Here is an 18,187-nt window from a genome sequence, read left to right as displayed (position 1 = left end):
CCTAGTCGTATGTGCGTTCGTCAACAAGAGCCGGGGCCCCTTCCGGGATGGTTTCTCCCAGGCCGAGAGTCACCACGACCGGCCGCAGCTTGATCACCTCCTGAAAACCCGCGCCAACGGCGCCGGGGTCCGCCGGTCCATTGGTTTCGATGCGCAGGGTCAGGGTCTCCTTGCCGCCGGGATTGCCGACAACCACCTGATGGCGCAGAATCTGCGGGAACCGGCTCATGGCCTGCGCGACCTGGGCGGGATAGATGAATTGCCCGCGGACCTTGGCGGTGTCGTCCACCCGTCCGAGAATCCCCTGCAGCTTTGGCGTTGTGCGGCCGCAGGCGCAGGGAAAGTCGGAAAGGCGCGACAGGTCTCCGGTGGCCAGACGAATCAGGGGATAGTCCGGGGAGAACGGCGTAACCACCACTTCACCGAGTTCTCCCGTGGGCACGGGCCGTCCGGTGGCCGGGTCGCAGAGTTCCACGAAGCAGCGGTTCGAGAGATGCATGCCGCCGAGCTCCCGGCATTCGTAGGCGATGCAGCCCACATCGGCCGTGCCGTAGCCCTGACGAATGATCATGCCGAACATTTCCTGCACTTCCGTGCGCAGGCTCTCGGTCAGGCGTTCGGCGGCAACGAATCCGACCTTGAGGCCAAAGTCTTTTTTGGGATCGGACCCTTTTTCCCGAGCCTTTTCTCCCAGCGATTTGAGAAAACTGGTCATGCCCACGAAGACGGTCACGGGCAGTTCCTGCATGAGCTGCAGCTGCACGGCCGAGTTGCCGGGGCCGGCCGGTATCACCGCGCAACCCAGTGCGCGCAGGGGTTCTTCGAGCATCAGCCCGGCCGGGGTGAGGTGGTAGCTAAACGTCATCTGCGCCAGGTCCCCGTCGCGGACGCCCGCAGCAAAGAAGGCTTCGGCCCAGCCCCAGTAGTCCGCGCCCCGTCCCTCGGGATCGTAAATGGGGCCGGGGGACTGGTAAATGCGTGAAAGCCGGCCGGGAGCGCGAGACAGAAACCAGGACAACCCTTTCTCACGCTGCAACCGTGACAGGTCCTTCTTGCGCAGCACGGGGATGGAGGTGAAATCGTCCAAGGAACGGATCTCGTCCGCCACGATGCCCACCGAGGCCAGACGTTCCCGGAATTCCCCCTCGAAGGACAACGCCTTTTCGACCACGGCCTGGATGGTTTGCCACTGCCTGTTCGTCCTTACGGATTCGGATTCGGTCTCAAGGTCATGATAAAAGCCCTGTGTTCTGTCCATGAACGCTCCAATCAAGAGTTGTTTGGAAGAAGTTTGCGAATGAGTGAGAGACGTTCACCAACCGCTCCGGCTGCGTCGCCATGCGAATGGTTGCCGCAAGGCCTCAGCCGAGCCAGCGTTTTCTTCGTCTGTAGTGCTTCACGTCGTGATAGCTGCGTTTTTCTCCGCCGTGTCCAAGCCCGAGATAAAATTCCTGCACGTCGGGATTCCGGAGCAGGTCCTCGCCCTTGCCGTCCATGACGATGCGGCCGTTCTCCATGATGTATCCGAAGTCGGCCAGGGACAGGGCCATGCGCGCGTTCTGCTCCACCAGCAGCACGCTGACCCCTTCGGTCGTGTTGATCCTGCGCACGATGTCGAAGATCTCCTCCACCAGCAAAGGCGCAAGGCCCAGGGACGGTTCATCCAGCAGCAGCAGTTTGGGGTTGGCCATGACCGCTCGGCCGATGGCCAGCATCTGCTGTTCGCCGCCGGACATGTAGCCCGCTAGCTGATGGCGCCGTTCTTTAAGTCTCGGGAAATACGCGTACACCTTTTCGGAGTTGTGCGCAAAAAGGCGTGCGGGTTGGGTGTAGCCTCCGCAGCGCAGATTCTCCTCCACGGTCAGGTCCTCGAAGATGCGGCGTCCCTCCATGACCTGAAAAACCCCGGCCCGGACCAGCTTTTCCGGGACAAGGCGGACCGTCTCCATGCCGTCATAGAGGATGGACCCGGAGGTGACCTTGCCGTTCTCCCCGGCCAGGAGCCCGGAGATGGCTTTTAAAGTGGTGGACTTGCCCGCGCCGTTGGCGCCGAGGAGCGTGGTGATGCTGCCTGCGGTCACGTCCAGGGACAGGCCTTTCAAAACCAGGACCACATCATTGTAGACCACTTCCAGGTTCATGACTTGGAGGATATTCATCGGTTTTTTCTCAGAGATGGTATTCAAAATTGTGTTGCGGTGGAGGGACACGGCGTGGCTGTGCGGCGCGCCGCGCCCCTTCGCCGGGGAATTAATGTCCCAGCCATTCCTTTTTGCGTTCCAGGGTCTCGGTCTTGACGAATTCAAGCTTGCCGCCCGTAAAGGCGGTGATGTTCACGGACAGGTTCGGGCGGTGGTCATCGGCAAAGTAGCTGATGGCCGGGGCGAGCCCCTGCGGATCGAAATCGCGCATGGTCTCAAGGGCTGCCTTGATGCTTTCGCCCGTAACTTCACCCGTCGCCTTGGCCATTTTCATGCCCTCGCACATGACCATGGCGGACACGAAGCCGCGCACGTAGTGGGTCATCTGCGGCTCTTCCTTGGTCAGTTCGCGGATGATTTTCATGCCGGGCACGTCTTGACCGTAGATGACGCCGCCCTGCAGGCCGAAGTGCCCGTTGGCGGCGTCGCCGGCCAGCTTGAAGATGTTCTCGTCGCTGCTCCAGATGTTGGTCAAAAAGGTGCAGGTCATGCCGAGCTTCTGCGCGTCCTTCATGATCACGGCCGTGGACGGGGTGGTGCCGCCGGTCCAGACGAAGTCCGGTTCGACCTTCTTGAGGCTCAAGAGCTGCGGCGTGGCGTCGATGGCTTTCAAATCCACGTTTTCCTGGCCCACGATCTCAAAGCCGAGTTCGGCGGCATATTCTTTCATGGCCGGGATGGGCACGGAGCCGTATGGGTTGTCCGGAAAAACGAAGGCCAGCTTGGGGGCGCGTTCTTCCTTCCAGGACTCGCGCAGATATTTGAGACCGGCTCGGCCCTGGGTCGAATAGTCGGGAGCCGCGGTGAAGTTGTAGGGCGCCTTGGCCGGGTCCATCAGGTGTGCGGAGTAGGAGGCCGAGAAGACCGGGATCTTGTCCTTGGCCACGAATTTGACCAGCGCCTCGGTGTCGCCCGTGCCCCAGCCCTGCATGGCCACGATGCCGCTGGAAGTGAAGCGCTTGTAGGCGGCCAGGGCCTGCTGCACGTTGTAGGCGTAGTCAACCTGGATCAGTTCAACGGGCTCGCCCGCGATGCCGCCGTTGTCGTTCAGCCAGGCGACATAGGCCTTGATGCCGTCGGCGTAGGGTGCGCCCACGCTGGACGTGGGGCCGGTCAGGTCGGACAGAAGGCCCACCTTGTAGGCGGCCGATGCCGTGCTGATGCTGGCGACGAGAGCCAGGACGGTCAGAACAAGAAGCTTTTTCATGGTGTCTCCGGATGCGGCGAAAGGTTTTCCCGGCGCGAAGGCCGAGGCGTTAATATGCAAAGGGGAACAGCTTCCAATAGGCCTTGGTCAGCCTCCATTTGCGGGCCAGGCCTTCTGGTTCGAAGATGAGAAAAAGCACCAGCATGAGCCCGAAGACCCCTTCCTTCATGGGCACGATGATGGCGCTTAAGTCCGGGGCGATGCCCCCCAGGGACGTGGTCAGGAGATTCAGCATTTCAGGGAGCAGGGTGATGAAGATGGCCCCGAAGATGGACCCCAGCACCGAGCCCATGCCGCCGATGATGATCATGGCCAGATAGCTGATGGACAGCCCCATGGAGAACTGCTCCGGGGTGATGTACATGGTGTAGTGCGCCCAGAGCCCCCCGGCGATGCCGGCCAGAAAGGAGCTCAGCCCGAAGGCCTGCAGCTTGAAGGCGAACAGGTTGACCCCAACGTTCTCGGCGGACTGGTGGTAGTCGCGGATGGCCACGAAGGCCCGTCCCGGCCGGGTGCGGATCACGTTGGTCACGACCAGGACGCACAGCACGGTCACGAGCAGGATGAGGTAGAAGATCTTGGAGTCGGTATCAAAGGAATAGCCCATGATTTCCGGCGCATTGACGGGCAGGCCGTTGGCTCCGCCGGTCAGGCTGCCTGCGTGCAGGAAGACGTATTCGAGGATGAGCTGGGCGGCCAGGGTGGAGATGGCAAGATAGATGCCCTTCAGGCGCAGCGACGGGATGCCGAAGATCATGCCGACCATGGCCGCCACCGCCCCCCCGCCGAGCAGGGCCAGGAAAAAGGGCACGCCCAGGTTGGACAGCACCGCCGCGCCGTAGGCGCCCACGCCGACGAAGGCTCCGTGCCCGAGCGACATCTGGCCGCAGACGCCGGTCAACAGGTTCAGGGAGACCGCCCCGATGACCGCGATGAGGATCAGGTTCAGGATGGACATGACGTAGGAGTCCAGAAACTGCGGGCAGGCCAGCAGCGCCGCGAAAAATAGGGCCAGACATGTCTTCTGGAACTTCGAGGGGAATAGTCCGTCCTCGCGGGCGTAGGTCGTGTAGAAGAGACCGCATTTGTGCATGCTCATACCCGTTCAATCTCCTTGGTTCCGAACAGTCCGTAGGGTTTGATCATGAGGATGATCACCAGGATCGCAAAGGAGGCTACCTCCTTGAAGCCGCCCAGACCAAAAAGATCCTTGGCCGCGCCTTCGCAGATGTTCTCCAGCACCCCGATGATGAGCCCCCCCAGCGCCGCGCCGAGCAGGCTGTCGAGACCTCCCAGGATCACGGCCGGGAAGACCTTGAGACCAAGGTGCCCGAGCTGCGCGTTGATGCCGTTGATGTTGCCGAGGATGATGCCGCCGATGCTTGAAACCACGGCCGCGATGCACCACGACAGGGCGAAGATGGATTTGATGCCGATGCCCATGGACTGCGCCGCCTGCTGGTCGAAGGCCGTGGCCCGCATGGCGATGCCAAGGGACGAATACTTGAAGAAGAGGGTGAAGACCCCGAAGAGCAGGATCGAGAGGCCGAAGGCCGCCACATAGACCGGGGCGATGGGCAGCCCCAAGAGCATGTAGGGTTCCTGGGGCAGGATGGGCGGAAAGACCTGGATCTGGGTGCCCCAGGTCATTTGCACGAAGGATTTGAGCATGGACGAGAGCCCGATGGTGACCATGATCACGGAGATGATGGGTTCTCCGATGAGCGGCCGCAGTATGAGGCGCTCCACGAGGATGGCCAGGGCGATGGAAAAGACCAGCGTCAGGAGGAACGAGACCAGAAACGGCAGCTGGTACTGCACGGTCAGGGAGAAGCAGACATAGGCCCCGACCATGACCAGCTCGCCTTGGGCGAAGTTGACGACCTTGGTCGCCTTGAAAATGATGACAAAGCCCAGCGCCACCAGGCTGTAGATGGAGCCGACCACCAGGCCGTTGATGATGAGTTGGAGATAATATTCCATGCGGTGTTCCTTACTGTTGCCGGATGTCGCGGATGCAGATCGCGCCCGTCATCTCGCGGTGCGAGCCGTCCTGGTAGGTGATGGCGATGCACAGGTCCGTGTTGTCCGTGCCGTCGTACAGCGCGGCGATCAGCTCCACGTAGCGCTCATTGATGACTTTGCGCCGGATCTTCCTCGTGCGGGTCAGTTCGCCGTCGTCGGCGTCGAGTTCCTTGAAGAGCAGGGCGAAGCGCGTCACCTCGGTGCCGGGTTGCAGGGACGGGTTGATGCTCCGGATTTCGGACTCGATCAGGTCGTAGAGCTCGGGCTTGGCCGCCAGATCCTGGTAGGTGGTGTAGGTCAGGCCCTTGGACTCGGCCCAGCGGCCGGCGATGTCCCCGTCTAGGCAGATGATGGCGGTGATGAACTCGCGTTCGTGTCCGAGGACCACGGCTTCCTGCACATAGGTCGAGAACTTGAGCTTGTTCTCGATGAACTGCGGCGAGAAACGCACGCCCTTGCCCGTGGTCATGACGTCGGAGAGGCGGTCGATGATGACGAGCTGACCGTTGTCCTTGAAGAACCCGGCATCGCCCGAACGCAGCCAGCCGTCCGTGATGGTCTCGGCGGTGGCGGCGTCGTTGCCGAGATAGCCTTTGAATACGGCGGCGCTTCTGGACAGGATCTCGCCGTCCTCGGAGATGCGGATCTCGGTTCCGGCAATGGGCTCTCCCACGGACTCGAAGCTGACCGCGCCGTCGCGGTGGATGCAGGAGATGCCCGCGATCTCGGTCTGGCCGTAAATCTGCTTCAGGTTCACGCCCATGGCGTGAAAAAAGGTGAAGGTGTCAGGGCCGAGCGGTGCTCCGCCCGTGGAGGCTGAGCGCACCCGTGAAAAGCCGAGCCGGTCCCGCAGCGCCCGGAAGAGGCCCCAGTCGGCCAGCTTGTTGGCCATGCGCAGTCCCGCCGAAGGCGTCTCGCCGCGTAGCACCGCGTCTGCGTATTTCAGGCCGATGGGCATGAACGTATTGAAGAGAAAACGCTTGAAGCGGGTGGTCTCCATGATGCGCACCCGGACCTTGGCGGCCATGTTCTCCCAGACCCGTGGCGGCGAGAAGATGAGGTGCGGCCCTATCTCGCGGATGTTCTCCTGCACGGTGTCCGGCTCTTCGGGGAAATTGACGCAGAATCCGAACAACAGGGCTGAGGACACGGCCATCATCTGTTCGCCCATCCAGGCCAGGGGCAGGAAGGACACGAACTCGTCGGAATCGCGCTTTGGATCGGACTGGCCGAGGTTCCAGGCCATGGAGAGGAGGTTTTTGTGCGAGAGCATGGCCAGCTTGGGCCGACCGGTGGAGCCTGAGGTGGTGGCGATGAGCGCCGTGTCGTCCGGGGAGACGCCCTTTATCCAGCTCTCGAATTCGTGCGCCCGCTCTTTGCCCAGAGCGCGGATTTCGTCGAAGGATTTGAGCCCCGACCTGTCGTACCCGATCAGGCCCTTGGAGTCGTGATAGACGATGTATTCGAGGAGCGGCAGGGAGTCTTTGATGGACAGGATTTTGTCGACCTGTTCCTGATCCTCGGCCACCACCAGGCGGGCCTTCGAGAGTTCGAACACGTAGCCGATCTCTTCTCCCGGCGAATCCTGATACAGCCCGAGAGACACGCCGCCCAGACCCTGGATGGCCAGCTGCGCCCAGAGCCACTCGGGGCGGTTGTCGCCGATGATGACGATGATGTCGCCCCGGCCCAGGCCCAGGGCCTTCATGCCCGCCGCGAATTCGGCGGTGATGGTCCAGTACTGGGCATAGGAAAAGGGCTGCCAGATGCCGAAGCTTTTTTCGCGCAGGGCCGTGCGGCCGGGACGGTTGCGGCTGTTTTCGAGGAGCAGCCTCGGGAGGGTGGTTTCGTACGGAGCGGTCATTTAGCGTCCCTTATAGAGCGCGTCATCATCGCCGAGATAGGCGCTGATGACCTTGGGATTGTTCTGGATGGCTTCCGGCGTTCCGCTGGCCAGCACCCGGCCGAAGTCGAGCACGATGACATGGTCCGAGAGGTCCATGACCACGCCCATGTCGTGCTCGACCAGAAAGACGGTCACGCCCCACTCCTCGTTGATGTCGAGGATGGAGCGGGCCATGTCCTCGGTCTCTTCCAGGTTCATGCCCGCCATGGGTTCGTCGAGCAGCAGCAGTTCCGGTTCGGCGGCCAGGGCGCGGCCCAGCTCGACCTTCTTCTGCACGCCGTAGGGCAGGTGTCCGGCGATTTGATGGCGGTAGGGGGAGAGGTTCAGAAAATCGATGATCTCCTCCACCCGCAGCCGATGGCGATCCTCTTCGGCCCTGGCCTTGCCGAGGTAGAAGATGGAGGCCAGCAGTCCGTAATCAAGGCGGGAATGGCGGCCGACCATGAGGTTGTCGAGAACCGAGAGGCCCCGGAACAAGGCGATGTTCTGGAAGGTGCGGGCCAGGCCGAAGCTGGTGCGCTTGTGCGCGGGCACGCCGGAGAGTTCGCGGTCGCCCATGCGGATCGTGCCCTTGGTCGGGGTGTAGCGGCCGGAGATGCAGTTGAGCATGCTGGTCTTGCCCGCGCCGTTGGGGCCGATGAGCGAGGTGATGCTGCCCTTTTGTACGCTGCACGACACCCGGGACAGGGCGGCCACGTTCTTGAAGGTCAGGGTGACCTCCTGCACCGCGAGCAGGGGACTACTGCCATTCATGCTTGAAATCCTCGGGCCCGACCACATCGTATCCGGTTTTCTGCAATGCTGCCGCAATGGATGATGGATTGGGCGTGTCCACGCGGATGACGACCATGCGGCGTTCCTTGTGGGTAAATGTCCCGGTGGAGATGATGGAGTAGCCCATGGCGTCGATGATGCCCGAGACTTCCTTGAGCACGCCGGGCCTGTCCACGACCTCGAAGACGATACGCGAACCGCCCTGGCCGAAGCCCATCTCCTCGGCCAGCACTTCGAGCATGACCGTGCGGTTGATGTAGCCGATGAGATCGCCGTCCGGGTTGACCACGGCGAGTCCGGCCAGGTTCTTGGCGTGCATGAGCATGGCGGCGGTCTCGATTTCCGTTTCGGGGGTGACGGGGGTGATGTCCGTGCGCATGATCCGGCTGACGGTCAGTTTGGACAGGAGGTAGTTGATCTCGTGCTTGTCCAGTCCCGTCACGAGCGAAGGCATGGCCGCGCTGATGTCTTCGGTGCGAACGTATCCGACCAGTTTTCCGCCCTTGACCACGAACAGCATCCAGAGTTGCTGCTCGTCCATGAGCCGCTGCGCGTCCTCGACCAGTGCTTCCGGCGGCATCGCTATGAAATTCTTTAGCATTTTGAGCCCGACAAACATGGTTGCTCCTTTTTCTCGGGGTGTGGGTGTCGGAGTGCATTAAGAAAGGTTCGTGCCAGAACGCATCGTGGCGGGTCGAATAATCTTGTTTTTTTAATACCGTTTTTAAAAATATATTAAATTCAGAATGTTATGTATGATAAAGAACCGGCGCGCGTTTCAGGTTTGGGTACGGCCAAGCGAAACGAGAGTGTTTGTAGTCGGGCTTTTGCAATAAAAATTGACAAATGAAGATCGGTTTCGGCGGAAAGAGTCCGCATGGTGGGCATGTCATTCTGCAATTAAAATTGCTCATGAAAAAAAAGTTGCCGCCTGTTTTTCAGAAGGGTCCTTGACAGGTTGGCATGGCGGGATTATTTTGAACATAGTTTCAATATAGAGGAGGGGCGAATGGGGCGCAGGAGAAAATGCAGATTTGTGGCCGATGTGCCTGCCGTGACGGTTTTCAAGCCGGTGGGAGTGCCCATGGGGCGGTTGCACGGCGTGGTGCTGGGGCTCGATGGTTTCGAGGCCATGCGGCTGGTGGACGGCGAAGGGATGAGCCAGGAAGAGGCCGCCTCCCGCATGCGGGTTTCCCGGCCGACCCTGTGCCGTATTCTGGGAGAGGCCAGGACCCAGGTGGCGCGTGCGCTCTCGCGCGGCTGGGCTTTGCGCATCGATGTTGATGGAGAGCACACCGTGACGGGTGCGGACTTTGAGGAAATGACTCCGTGTTGCCTGCGCGGCAAGAGCTGCGCCAGGGGTACGGAGCAAACGCAAGGAGAAAGGTCATGCCGGGACGAACAGGACAAGGCGGTGGCGGAGGACGAGGCCAGGGTGGACGCGGACAGGGCGGTCAGGGCGGCGGATGCCGCGGGAGGCGTCCGGGTTGCGGAACCGGAGCCGGTGTCCAGGGAGGAGCCGGAGCCGGTGCTGGCGCCAAGGGAGGAGCCGGGCAGGGGCGCGTGCGTCGCGACGGATCCTGCTTGACGGATGGACAGGCTCCGCAGTCCCCGGGGATTGACACCGTGAAAACGGAGGAATAAATGCTCGTTTGAGCAAAATGGAGGTGCCATGCCACGACCCAGGAAATGTCGCCGCATCGAAGGATGTCCCAAGGCGTCGTTTTTCAAGCCGCAGGGAATTCCCCTGCGCGAACTGACGGAAGTATATCTGACCATGGACGGTTTTGAAGCCCTGCGCCTGGCCGACTACGAGGGCCTGAGCATGGAAGAGGGTGCCGAGCGCATGCACGTCTCCCGGCACACCTTCGGCCGTATCCTTGGCGATGCCCGTCGCGTCGTGACCAAGGCGCTGGTGGAGGGGCTTGCTCTGCACATCGCCCATGATGCCAAGATGCCGTGTCTACAACTGTATCCGGACCGTGTGGCGGCCCGCAGCAAGGAGCTTAGCATGACCAAGATAGCCATAACTAGTGAAGGCCCGAGCATGACTGATCGCGTTGATCCGCGTTTTGGGCGGGCCGCGGGATTTGTCGTCGTCGACCTTGAGACCATGGAATCTACGTACATCGACAACGGCGGCTCCCAGACCCTGTCGCACGGGGCCGGCATTCAGGCCGCCGAAAACATCATCAATGCCGGAGCCTCGGTGCTTCTGACCGGCAGCGTCGGGCCCAAGGCGTTTACAGCCCTCAAGGGTGGAGGCGTGAAGATCGGCCACAACATGAACGGCGGCACCGTGGCCGATGCGGTGGAAGCGTTCAAGGCCGGCAAGGTTGAATTCACGGACTCTCCAAACAGATAGGATGTCACCATGATCGTATCGGTTGCCAGCGGAAAGGGCGGCACGGGCAAGACCACGGTCACGGCCTCGCTGGCCGTGTCGTGGTCACGGCCTGTGATGGCCGTTGATCTGGATGTGGAAGAGCCAAATCTTCATCTTTTTTTGAAACCTGAGGTCACGGACACCGAAGTCGTGACCATAGAAGTCCCCGAAGTGGACGAGAGCAAATGCACATACTGCCGCAAGTGCGCGGAACTGTGCCAGTTCAAGGCCATCGCGGTCATGGGCAAGGCCATCATGACCTTTCCGGAGATGTGTCACGGCTGCGGCGGGTGCATGGCCATCTGTCCCGAAGGCGCCATCGGCGTGGGCATGCGTGAGCTTGGCGTCATGGAGCGCGGCGTTGTCCGCGGCACGCTGCCGTGCCTGACCGGACGGCTGCGAGTCGGCGAGGCCATGAGCCCGCCGCTCATGCGCTACGTGCGTTCGTGCATGCGCGCGGAAAGTGCCGCCAAGTCCATGGACGTGCTGGTCGATGCCCCTCCCGGGGTGAGCTGCCCGGCCATGAGCGCGGTGGCCGACAGCGATGTCATCGTGCTTGTCACCGAGCCCACTCCGTTCGGATTTCATGATTTCAAACTGGCCTGGGAAGCCTTCTCCCCTTACGAGAAGCCCATCGCCGTGGTCATCAATCGGGCCGGCCTGGGTGACCATCGTGTCTACGAATTCTGCGCGGTCCAGAACCTGCCGATCCTGGCGGAAATCCCCTATCGCCGCGACATCGCGGAGCATTATTCCAAGGGATTTATCCTGGCCGAACTGGATGCGGATCTGGGCGAGCTGTTTTCCAAGCTGGGCCGGGACTTGCGTCAGCTAGCCAAGGAGGTCCGCCATGCGTGAGGTAGTTGTGATCAGCGGCAAGGGCGGCACCGGGAAAACCTCCCTGACGGCGGCGTTCGCCCACTTGGCCGAGAGCAAGGTGATCTGCGACCTGGATGTGGACGCGCCGGATCTGCATCTTTTGCTGGACCCCACCATCATCCGCGATGAGAGGTTCATTTCCGGACATGAAGCGGTCATCGATCCTGAAAAATGCACGGGCTGCGGCCTCTGCGCATCCATGTGCCGGTACGACGCCATCGACGAGAAGGACGGTGTTTTCAGCGTCGCCCCGCTGCGCTGCGAAGGGTGCAAGGTCTGCGTGGCGTTCTGCCCTGAACAGGCCATAGATTTTCCCGCAAGGCATTGCGGGCAGCATTACATGAGCGAGACCCGGTTCGGCCCGATGGTGCATGCGCAGCTTTTCCCCGGACAGGAAAACTCGGGCCTTCTGGTTTCGCGCCTGAAGAAGGAAGCCCGGGTACTCGCCGAAGAGCGCGGCCTGGAGCTTATTTTGTGTGACGGCGCGCCGGGCATCGGCTGCCCGGTCATCGCCTCCCTTTCGCAGACGGATCTGGCCGTGGTCGTGACCGAACCCACTCCGTCGGGCGTGCACGATCTGGAACGGGTGGCCAGCCTGTGCGATCATTTTCGCACCAGAGTCGCCGTCGTGGTCAACAAGCATGACCTCAATCCCGAGCAAACAAGTCGAATTGGTGCGCTGTGCAAGGAAAAGGGGTACACACTGGCTGCTTTGCTGCCTCATGACACGGCGGTCACCGAAGCCATGGTCCGGCGGCAGGCCATTACCGAAGGTGAAGACAGCGCCATCGCCACGCAGGTTCGGCAGGCGTGGCAGACGATCACGAATCTTTTGCAATCATAAGTGTATCGAACAAGGAGAAACACGTTTATGGAAAAAGTCAGAATTGCAGTCCCCTCGGCGCTTCCGGGCGGACTTGAAGCGGAAGTCGGCGCCCATTTCGGGCATTGCGACCTGTACACCATCATTGACGTCGAGGCCGGTTCCGTGGCCCAGGTCAGCACCCTGCCCAACGTCCCTCACGCCCAGGGCGGATGCATGGCCCCGGTCCAGCATTTGGCCAGCAACGGGGTCAACCTGCTCATCGCCGGCGGCATGGGCATGCGTCCGCTGATGGGATTCAATCAGGTCGGCATCCAGGTTTTTTATGGCGCCGGCGCGCCGAGTGTCGGAACAGCCGTGGACGCGCTTCTGAAGGGCGCGTTGGTGCCTTTCACCCAGGAATACACCTGCGGCGGTGGTCAATAGCCATCCTCCCGGCCGGACGATTTCGCCTCTGGAGATCGCCCGGCCATTTTTTTAAGCTTCCTTGAAGGAGAACGACATGCAGGTGGTCATTGTCACCGAACGGAATGAGGCACTGCACGAATTCGCGCAGGGACTGGGGGGCGATGTCGAGTGGGCGAAGAGCGCGGAAGATGTTCTCGGTCGTGCAACAACCCCGCCCTGGCAGCTTGTCGTGGTCGACGCGATGACCCCCGGGATGGACTACAAAAAATTTGTGATGGATTTGCTTCGCGTGAACGCCATGCTGAACACCGTGGTCATCACGGACATGGGCGAGGAAGCGTTTCACGAGGACAGCGAGGGGCTCGGGGTGCTTTGTGCCGTGCCGGCAAACCCGAAGTGGGATGACGGTGCCAAAGCCATGAACCTTTTGTGCGTGCTGTACGGAATGGGTTGAAACAAGGCTGGACGAGAAACAAGGGGGAAGGCGGTCGAGATCGCCTTCCCCCTTGTTGTTAGTTGTACTCGTTCATGGCCGCGTCGGCGTAGGTGTCTTCAAGCACCTTGCGCAGACGGAAGGCGCCCTCGATCATGGGGGCGAGTTTCGGCAGACCGTCGATCTTGTCGACATAGCTGAACGCGCCCATGACCTCGGCCAGGCGGCGGGTCTCCTCGCTGCCGTGTCCGGTGAAGAGCACGACCTGGATCTTGGAGTTGATGGCCTTGATCTGTTTCAGGGTCTCGATGCCGTCGATGCCGGGCATTTCGATGTCGAGGACCACGACATCATAGCTCTTTTTCTTGACCATCTCCAGGGCGTCGTCGCCGGTATGGGCCACATCCGGGGACACACCGTAAAGAATATTGAGGCGGTCGGCGAGAATGCGGCACAGATCCTTCTCGTCGTCCACGATCAGAAGCTTCATCTTGTTCATGTTCATTCCTCCTTGGCAGATGCCGGGTTTTCCGGCCCGTTATGTTCGTTGTGCGCATGCACGGCCATGGGCACCTTTATGGTGAAGGTCGATCCATGCCCAGGGGTGCTGCGCACGGAGATGCTCCCTCCCATGGCCTCGATGATGCCGTGACAAATAGCCAGCCCCAGTCCAATTCCCTTGCCCACCTCCTTGGTGGAGAAAAAGGGTTCGAAAATTCGCGTCAAGAGATGCTCTTCGATACCGCAGCCCGAATCCTGAACCGAAATAATGAGCTCCGCATCGTCGACGTCGGCCTGAATCGTCAGCAGACGTTCTTCGGCGGGCGTCGATTCGAGGGCGTCCATGGCATTGTCGACAAGGTTGCCAAGGATCTGGCTCCATTCCGAATCCGGCAGCTTCACTTCGCGCAACTGCTCCGGCCAGTGCTTTTCGACCCGGATGCCCATCTTTTCGATTTGCGCCCGGCGCGCAATGAGAACTTCGTGCACCAGATCGGGCAAATTCGTGGTCGCTCCTTTTGCGTCCAGGGCGCACCGCAAAGTCAGCAGCTTGGAGGTGATGGCCTTGCAGCGCAGGCCCTGACGCCGGATCAGGGCGATGGATTCAAGAATCTGTTCCCGGCTGTTGCCCTCAAGGGCCGTTTCGCCCAGGATTTCTTCGATCCAGCCCGCTTCATTGAGTATCACCTGCAACGGGTTGTTGATCTCGTGGGCCACGCCGGTAGCCAGTTCTCCCAGGGCGGCAAGCTTGGCCGTTTCCGCCATGCGCTGCCTGGACATGTTTTCCATCCGTCGCCCTTCGGCCTCCCCGATGGCCGACACAAGGGTGTCTATGTCGGTCGGCTTGGTCAGGTAATCCCGCGCGCCGCCTTTCATTCCGGCGACAGCCGTGCCCAGGGTGGTGTCTGCCGTGAGCAGAATCACTTCCGGCGCGGGCTTTTCGGCTCGCAGCGCGTACATGGTTTCAATCCCGCTCATGCCCGGCATGGTGATGTCGAGCACCACGACCTCCGGTGCAAAGATCCGCGCGACGTCCAATGCCTCCTGCCCGTTGTACGCTGTCCTGACCTCCATGCCGCGCGTGCGCAGCCGCTCGGAGAGCAGATCCGTGAAATCGCGTTCGTCATCAACGACCAGGACTCGTACCATATCGTTCTACCGCAAAGGCTGTTGTTTGCCTTGGGTCACGGCGTGGACGCTGTCGATCAGCGTACTGATGTCCAAGGGTTTTTTGTGGTACATCGCCGCCCCGAGATGAATGCAGGTCTCAAAATCCAGGTCCGAACCATGGCCGCTGAGCATGATCACGGGGAGACCGGGCCACTGCTTGCGAATGCGGCGCAATACTTCCACCCCGCTGATCCCCGGCATGCGCAGGTCAAGCACGACCACATCGGGTGGGTTCGTGGCGATCATGTCCAGCCCGCTTTGGCCGTCAAACGCAACAGCGGCGGAGAATCCGCGCATCTCTAGCCGCTCTTGCAGCGTGGTCACGAATGCCTCTTCATCATCGATGAGTAAAATGCTGGGTTCGTCCATGTGCTCCTGCCGCGATTGTGTTCTTAGCGCTGAACGGGGAAAAAGAGTTGCAGCCGACTGCCGTCCCATTCCACGCGTCCCGGTTCAAGCATCGTCCCCAAAGCGGCGATTCCCTCCCGGTCGGGAGTGACCCCTTCCGGGGGACAGATGGTCAGGACATGAAAGTCTGTTCCGCCTTCGAGGTCGACACGCATCACGCCGTCTTTCATGCCCGCACCCACCGCCCATTGCAGGGCCCTGTAACCGCTCATGAGCACCTGCAGGGCGCCCATGGAAACAGGCAGTGCCGTGGACGGGGCGCTGAAGTTCAAGGCCGTGCCCTTCAAGCGTACGTAACGATCCGCCAACTGGACCAGGGTTTTGGAGTAGGCGGTCAGGTCGCAGCCTTCGAGCAGGTCCGCGTCCGGCGTGTGGGCCAGACGGCTGGTGGCGTCGAGCAACCCTTTGCCCCGGTCCACCTGGAAGGTGATGTTCTCAAGGGTCCGTTCCATGTTGGGCTTGTGCTTGAAATCAACCCTGGAGTTGACTTTGAGGATGTCGCCCATGAGTCCCGCCGATTCGCGGATAATGGCCAGGATGTTTTGCATTTCATGCATGGTCTGAGCCGTGACAGTGCCCATGAAACGCGCTTCTTTCGGGATTTCAGGCATGTGGAGTTCCTTCGGGTTCGCTTATGGCCTCGTCGATGGTTCGGATAAGTTCTTCAAGGTCAAGGGGTTTCGTCAGATAGGCGAAGGCGCCGTGGTGCATGCCTTCTATCCCGTCGCGCGTCTTGCCCTGTCCGGTGAGCAGGATGACCTTGACCTTGGGGTGTTCGCTTTTGACCTTCTGCAGGACTTCGATTCCTTTCATTCCCGGCATCATGACGTCCAAAACAATCACCTGCGGCACATTGTCGGCCACGGCCTTCAGCGCCGCTTCTCCGTCATGGACAACCCGGGCGTTGACTCCTCTGAGTTCCAGACGTTCGGCCAGGGTGACGATGAAATCGACTTCATCGTCCACCAAGAGGATGTTCCATGTATTCATATCCATGATTAACCTTCCACGGGGTGTTTGGGCAGCAGGATGGTCATTGTGGTGCCCTCGTTCAGTTTGCTCTTGACCTTGATCTCTCCGCCCAGGCGTTTGACGATGCCGTACGTGATGGACATGCCGAGCCCGGTGCCTTTTTCTTTTTTGGTGGTGAAAAACGGTTCAAACATGTTTTTGGCCGTTTCCTCGGACATGCCGCAACCGTTGTCCTCGATGGAAATGGCGACGTAATGATCGTCCACGTTCCAGCTCGAGAGCACGATTCGTCCTCCGTCGGGCACGGCGGCCAGGGCGTTGTTCAAAATGTTCAGGAAGACCTGCTGGATCTGGCCGTGATCGGTGGCGATGCTTGGCAGGTTCTTGGACAGTTCACGCTTTAGTTCCACGTTGCGGTATTGGGCCTCGCGTTCCAGAAAACCGAGGGTCTCCTCCAGCACGGCGTTCAGGTCCAGAATTTCGATCTTTACATCCATGCGCTTGGCAAAGCCGAGCATGCGATGGGTGATGCCCCGGCAACGGTCCACGGATCTGAGGATGGACTCGATTTGTTTGGAGAATTTATCTTTTTCCGGAAAATCGGGCCTGAGTTCCATGATATCGCGCATGAGTCCGGCCTTTTCGTTGATGATGGCCAGGGGGTTGTTGATTTCATGCGCGACGCCCGCGGCCAGGCGACCGATGGAGGACAGCTTTTGGGAATGTTCCATCTGGTGGATGGCGCCCAGGCGTTGCTCGTCGCTCTCCTGCAGACGGTTGATCAGCACGCTGGTCAAGCGGTAGACGGCCATGAAGATGAAAATGACGCCGGTGACAAATATGACGAGCAGGTCCAGGCGCACCGTGTACCAGGTGCTGAAGGCCGTCGGCTTGAGCTTGACGGCCACGAGGGCGAAATCCGAGTCGGCGATGAAAGCCGAGGCGATGAAGATGTCGTTTTGATCGGGGTCGCGGATGCCCTGCACGTTGGATTCAAAATTTGTTGGGGGCAGGTCGAAGGGCAACATGTCCAGCACCTTGCCGTAACGACGAGATTCGGTTTGCAGGATTCCGTTGCGGTTGACCAGAAAAGCGTCGCTGCCTGGTTCCAGGCCCATGGCCGAGATGATGCGGTCGAAATGCATGGTGTCGAGGGTGGCGCGCAGAATCCACGACTGGCCGCTTTCTGTGGTGTGTCGCACCGCGATGACCACATGGGGAAATTTGCGGAAACCCAGGAACACGTCACTGATATACGTGCCCTTGAACTGGACCTGGTGGAACCAGTCCTGGGACGTGTAATTGCGGTCTTTGAGATCGTACGGACCCGCATAGCTGACCTGGTTGCCGGCCACATCGATGAGTCCGAGATCCACAAACCCGGTGAATTCGCGGCGCATGACCTGAAAGATGCGCTGCAGATTGGCGTCATTTGAGAGCTCGTCGAAAGAGTAGGCCGAGGCGATAAAGCTGATGGCCGAGGTTCGTTCGGCCAGGAACAGCTCGAAAGAATGCTTGGCCTTGCCCACCAGCGAGCGCAACGGGGCCTGGATTTCGGCCGACATGGAGTTCTGGTGTTCGTAATAGTTTATTGCGGCCAGCGAGAGCAGCGGGAGCAGCGTGACCAGGGCCATGAGCGAGACGATCTTGCGCCGCAGCAGCTTATAGCGGTCGGGAGAATTGATCACCGTGGCCAGATCGGCCTTGATGGCTTCCATGGGGCCGGACAGGATTTTTTTCATGTCGTTTCCATTGCCCGGTCGTAGAGAATGTCTCCGGCTTTGAGTGCTCCTTCCGTCAGGCGGGAGACAACGCGTTCCACCGGACCCATGACCGAGTCGATGACGTCGATGCGCTTCCAGCGCAGATAGTGGTAATACTCGTCCTCAATGCCTCCGCAGACGATGGTCCCGATGTCCCGGGAAAGGGCCAGGTCGCACAGTTCGTCTCCGGAAGCGTAAGCCAGAAGAAAGGACTTGCGCAAGACGATTTCTCCACCATCGGAAATGGTCAGCAACAGCGCTTCGGTCGTCAGATCGAAGCGAGGGGCGATTTCGTCCTTGGCGACGGTGATCAGCACGCGGCGTTCCATTG

21 protein-coding genes are annotated in these 18,187 nt (G+C 60.5%); 6 read left to right on the top strand and 15 right to left on the bottom strand.

All coding sequences use genetic code 11. The annotated features are described in order from the left end of the window. Position 1: 1 nt before the first annotated feature. From DBAC_RS11455 to DBAC_RS11420, 8 genes are all read right to left on the bottom strand, one after another. A complete protein-coding gene (locus DBAC_RS11455; protein ID WP_015774458.1) occupies positions 2-1,258 on the bottom strand; it encodes a phenylacetate--CoA ligase family protein in 1,257 nt (418 codons plus the stop codon). Between the two features lie 103 nt (positions 1,259-1,361). Continuing rightward, positions 1,362-2,159, bottom strand: coding sequence for an ABC transporter ATP-binding protein (locus tag DBAC_RS11450; RefSeq protein ID WP_015774457.1), 798 nt, complete (start codon positions 2,157-2,159; stop codon positions 1,362-1,364). A 91-nt stretch (positions 2,160-2,250) separates the two neighbouring features. Continuing rightward, positions 2,251-3,408: an ABC transporter substrate-binding protein gene (locus tag DBAC_RS11445; RefSeq protein ID WP_015774456.1), complete on the bottom strand. Its 1,158-nt coding sequence runs from the start codon at positions 3,406-3,408 to the stop codon at positions 2,251-2,253. A gap of 49 nt (positions 3,409-3,457) precedes the next feature. Continuing rightward, entirely contained in the window at positions 3,458-4,507 is a 1,050-nt protein-coding gene (locus DBAC_RS11440) for a branched-chain amino acid ABC transporter permease (RefSeq protein WP_015774455.1), read from the bottom strand. Continuing rightward, complete coding sequence (locus DBAC_RS11435; protein ID WP_015774454.1) at positions 4,504-5,391, bottom strand: branched-chain amino acid ABC transporter permease; 888 nt, start codon at positions 5,389-5,391, stop codon at positions 4,504-4,506. The genes DBAC_RS11440 and DBAC_RS11435 overlap by 4 nt, the downstream gene beginning before the upstream one ends. A gap of 10 nt (positions 5,392-5,401) precedes the next feature. After that, the gene (locus DBAC_RS11430; protein ID WP_015774453.1) at positions 5,402-7,297 is read right to left on the bottom strand and encodes an AMP-binding protein; all 1,896 of its coding nucleotides are present in this window, start codon (positions 7,295-7,297) and stop codon (positions 5,402-5,404) included. Then, complete coding sequence (locus tag DBAC_RS11425) at positions 7,298-8,092, bottom strand: ABC transporter ATP-binding protein (RefSeq protein ID WP_015774452.1); 795 nt, start codon at positions 8,090-8,092, stop codon at positions 7,298-7,300. It abuts the gene before it with no gap. Further along, on the bottom strand, positions 8,079-8,732 hold the full coding sequence (locus tag DBAC_RS11420; RefSeq protein WP_015774451.1) for a CBS domain-containing protein: 654 nt from the start codon (positions 8,730-8,732) through the stop codon (positions 8,079-8,081). The genes DBAC_RS11425 and DBAC_RS11420 overlap by 14 nt, the downstream gene beginning before the upstream one ends. 390 nt (positions 8,733-9,122) lie before the next feature. Between DBAC_RS11420 and DBAC_RS19080 the strand changes: the two genes are divergently transcribed. From DBAC_RS19080 to DBAC_RS17965, 6 genes are all read left to right on the top strand, one after another. Further along, a complete protein-coding gene (locus DBAC_RS19080) occupies positions 9,123-9,701 on the top strand; it encodes a DUF134 domain-containing protein (protein WP_015774450.1) in 579 nt (192 codons plus the stop codon). A gap of 84 nt (positions 9,702-9,785) precedes the next feature. Beyond that, positions 9,786-10,478 (top strand): NifB/NifX family molybdenum-iron cluster-binding protein, encoded by a 693-nt coding sequence (locus DBAC_RS11410; protein ID WP_015774449.1) that lies wholly within the window; start codon positions 9,786-9,788, stop codon positions 10,476-10,478. Between the two features lie 9 nt (positions 10,479-10,487). Next, entirely contained in the window at positions 10,488-11,357 is an 870-nt protein-coding gene (locus tag DBAC_RS11405) for a nucleotide-binding protein (protein WP_015774448.1), read from the top strand. Continuing rightward, a complete protein-coding gene (locus DBAC_RS11400; protein ID WP_015774447.1) occupies positions 11,350-12,222 on the top strand; it encodes an ATP-binding protein in 873 nt (290 codons plus the stop codon). The genes DBAC_RS11405 and DBAC_RS11400 overlap by 8 nt, the downstream gene beginning before the upstream one ends. A 27-nt stretch (positions 12,223-12,249) precedes the next feature. Further along, complete coding sequence (locus DBAC_RS11395) at positions 12,250-12,627, top strand: NifB/NifX family molybdenum-iron cluster-binding protein (RefSeq protein WP_015774446.1); 378 nt, start codon at positions 12,250-12,252, stop codon at positions 12,625-12,627. Positions 12,628-12,703: 76 nt separating this feature from the next. Then, complete coding sequence (locus tag DBAC_RS17965) at positions 12,704-13,063, top strand: response regulator transcription factor (RefSeq protein ID WP_015774445.1); 360 nt, start codon at positions 12,704-12,706, stop codon at positions 13,061-13,063. A 58-nt stretch (positions 13,064-13,121) separates the two neighbouring features. Here the strand turns inward: DBAC_RS17965 and DBAC_RS11385 are convergent, their stop codons facing one another. Genes DBAC_RS11385 through DBAC_RS11355 form a run of 7 tightly spaced genes read right to left on the bottom strand, consistent with a single transcriptional unit; the run spans position 13,122 to position 18,185 of the window. After that, positions 13,122-13,541, bottom strand: coding sequence for a response regulator (locus DBAC_RS11385; protein WP_015774444.1), 420 nt, complete (start codon positions 13,539-13,541; stop codon positions 13,122-13,124). A 2-nt stretch (positions 13,542-13,543) separates the two neighbouring features. Further along, positions 13,544-14,692 (bottom strand): hybrid sensor histidine kinase/response regulator, encoded by a 1,149-nt coding sequence (locus DBAC_RS11380; RefSeq protein ID WP_015774443.1) that lies wholly within the window; start codon positions 14,690-14,692, stop codon positions 13,544-13,546. Positions 14,693-14,698: 6 nt separating this feature from the next. Further along, entirely contained in the window at positions 14,699-15,082 is a 384-nt protein-coding gene (locus DBAC_RS11375) for a response regulator (RefSeq protein ID WP_015774442.1), read from the bottom strand. A gap of 23 nt (positions 15,083-15,105) precedes the next feature. Next, positions 15,106-15,732 carry a hypothetical protein gene (locus DBAC_RS17960; RefSeq protein ID WP_015774441.1) on the bottom strand — a complete coding sequence of 209 codons (627 nt, stop codon included), beginning with the start codon at positions 15,730-15,732 and terminating at the stop codon, positions 15,106-15,108. Continuing rightward, positions 15,725-16,117: a response regulator gene (locus DBAC_RS11365; RefSeq protein ID WP_015774440.1), complete on the bottom strand. Its 393-nt coding sequence runs from the start codon at positions 16,115-16,117 to the stop codon at positions 15,725-15,727. The genes DBAC_RS17960 and DBAC_RS11365 overlap by 8 nt, the downstream gene beginning before the upstream one ends. Before the next feature lie 2 nt (positions 16,118-16,119). Continuing rightward, positions 16,120-17,835 (bottom strand): sensor histidine kinase, encoded by a 1,716-nt coding sequence (locus tag DBAC_RS11360; protein WP_015774439.1) that lies wholly within the window; start codon positions 17,833-17,835, stop codon positions 16,120-16,122. Continuing rightward, a complete protein-coding gene (locus DBAC_RS11355; RefSeq protein WP_015774438.1) occupies positions 17,832-18,185 on the bottom strand; it encodes a hypothetical protein in 354 nt (117 codons plus the stop codon). The genes DBAC_RS11360 and DBAC_RS11355 overlap by 4 nt, the downstream gene beginning before the upstream one ends. Positions 18,186-18,187 lie beyond the last annotated feature (2 nt).

The organism is Desulfomicrobium baculatum DSM 4028 (assembly GCF_000023225.1).
GTDB lineage: Bacteria > Desulfobacterota > Desulfovibrionia > Desulfovibrionales > Desulfomicrobiaceae > Desulfomicrobium > Desulfomicrobium baculatum.
Note: the sequence above shows the minus strand (reverse complement) of the source record. Positions and strands in the feature narration are given on the sequence as shown.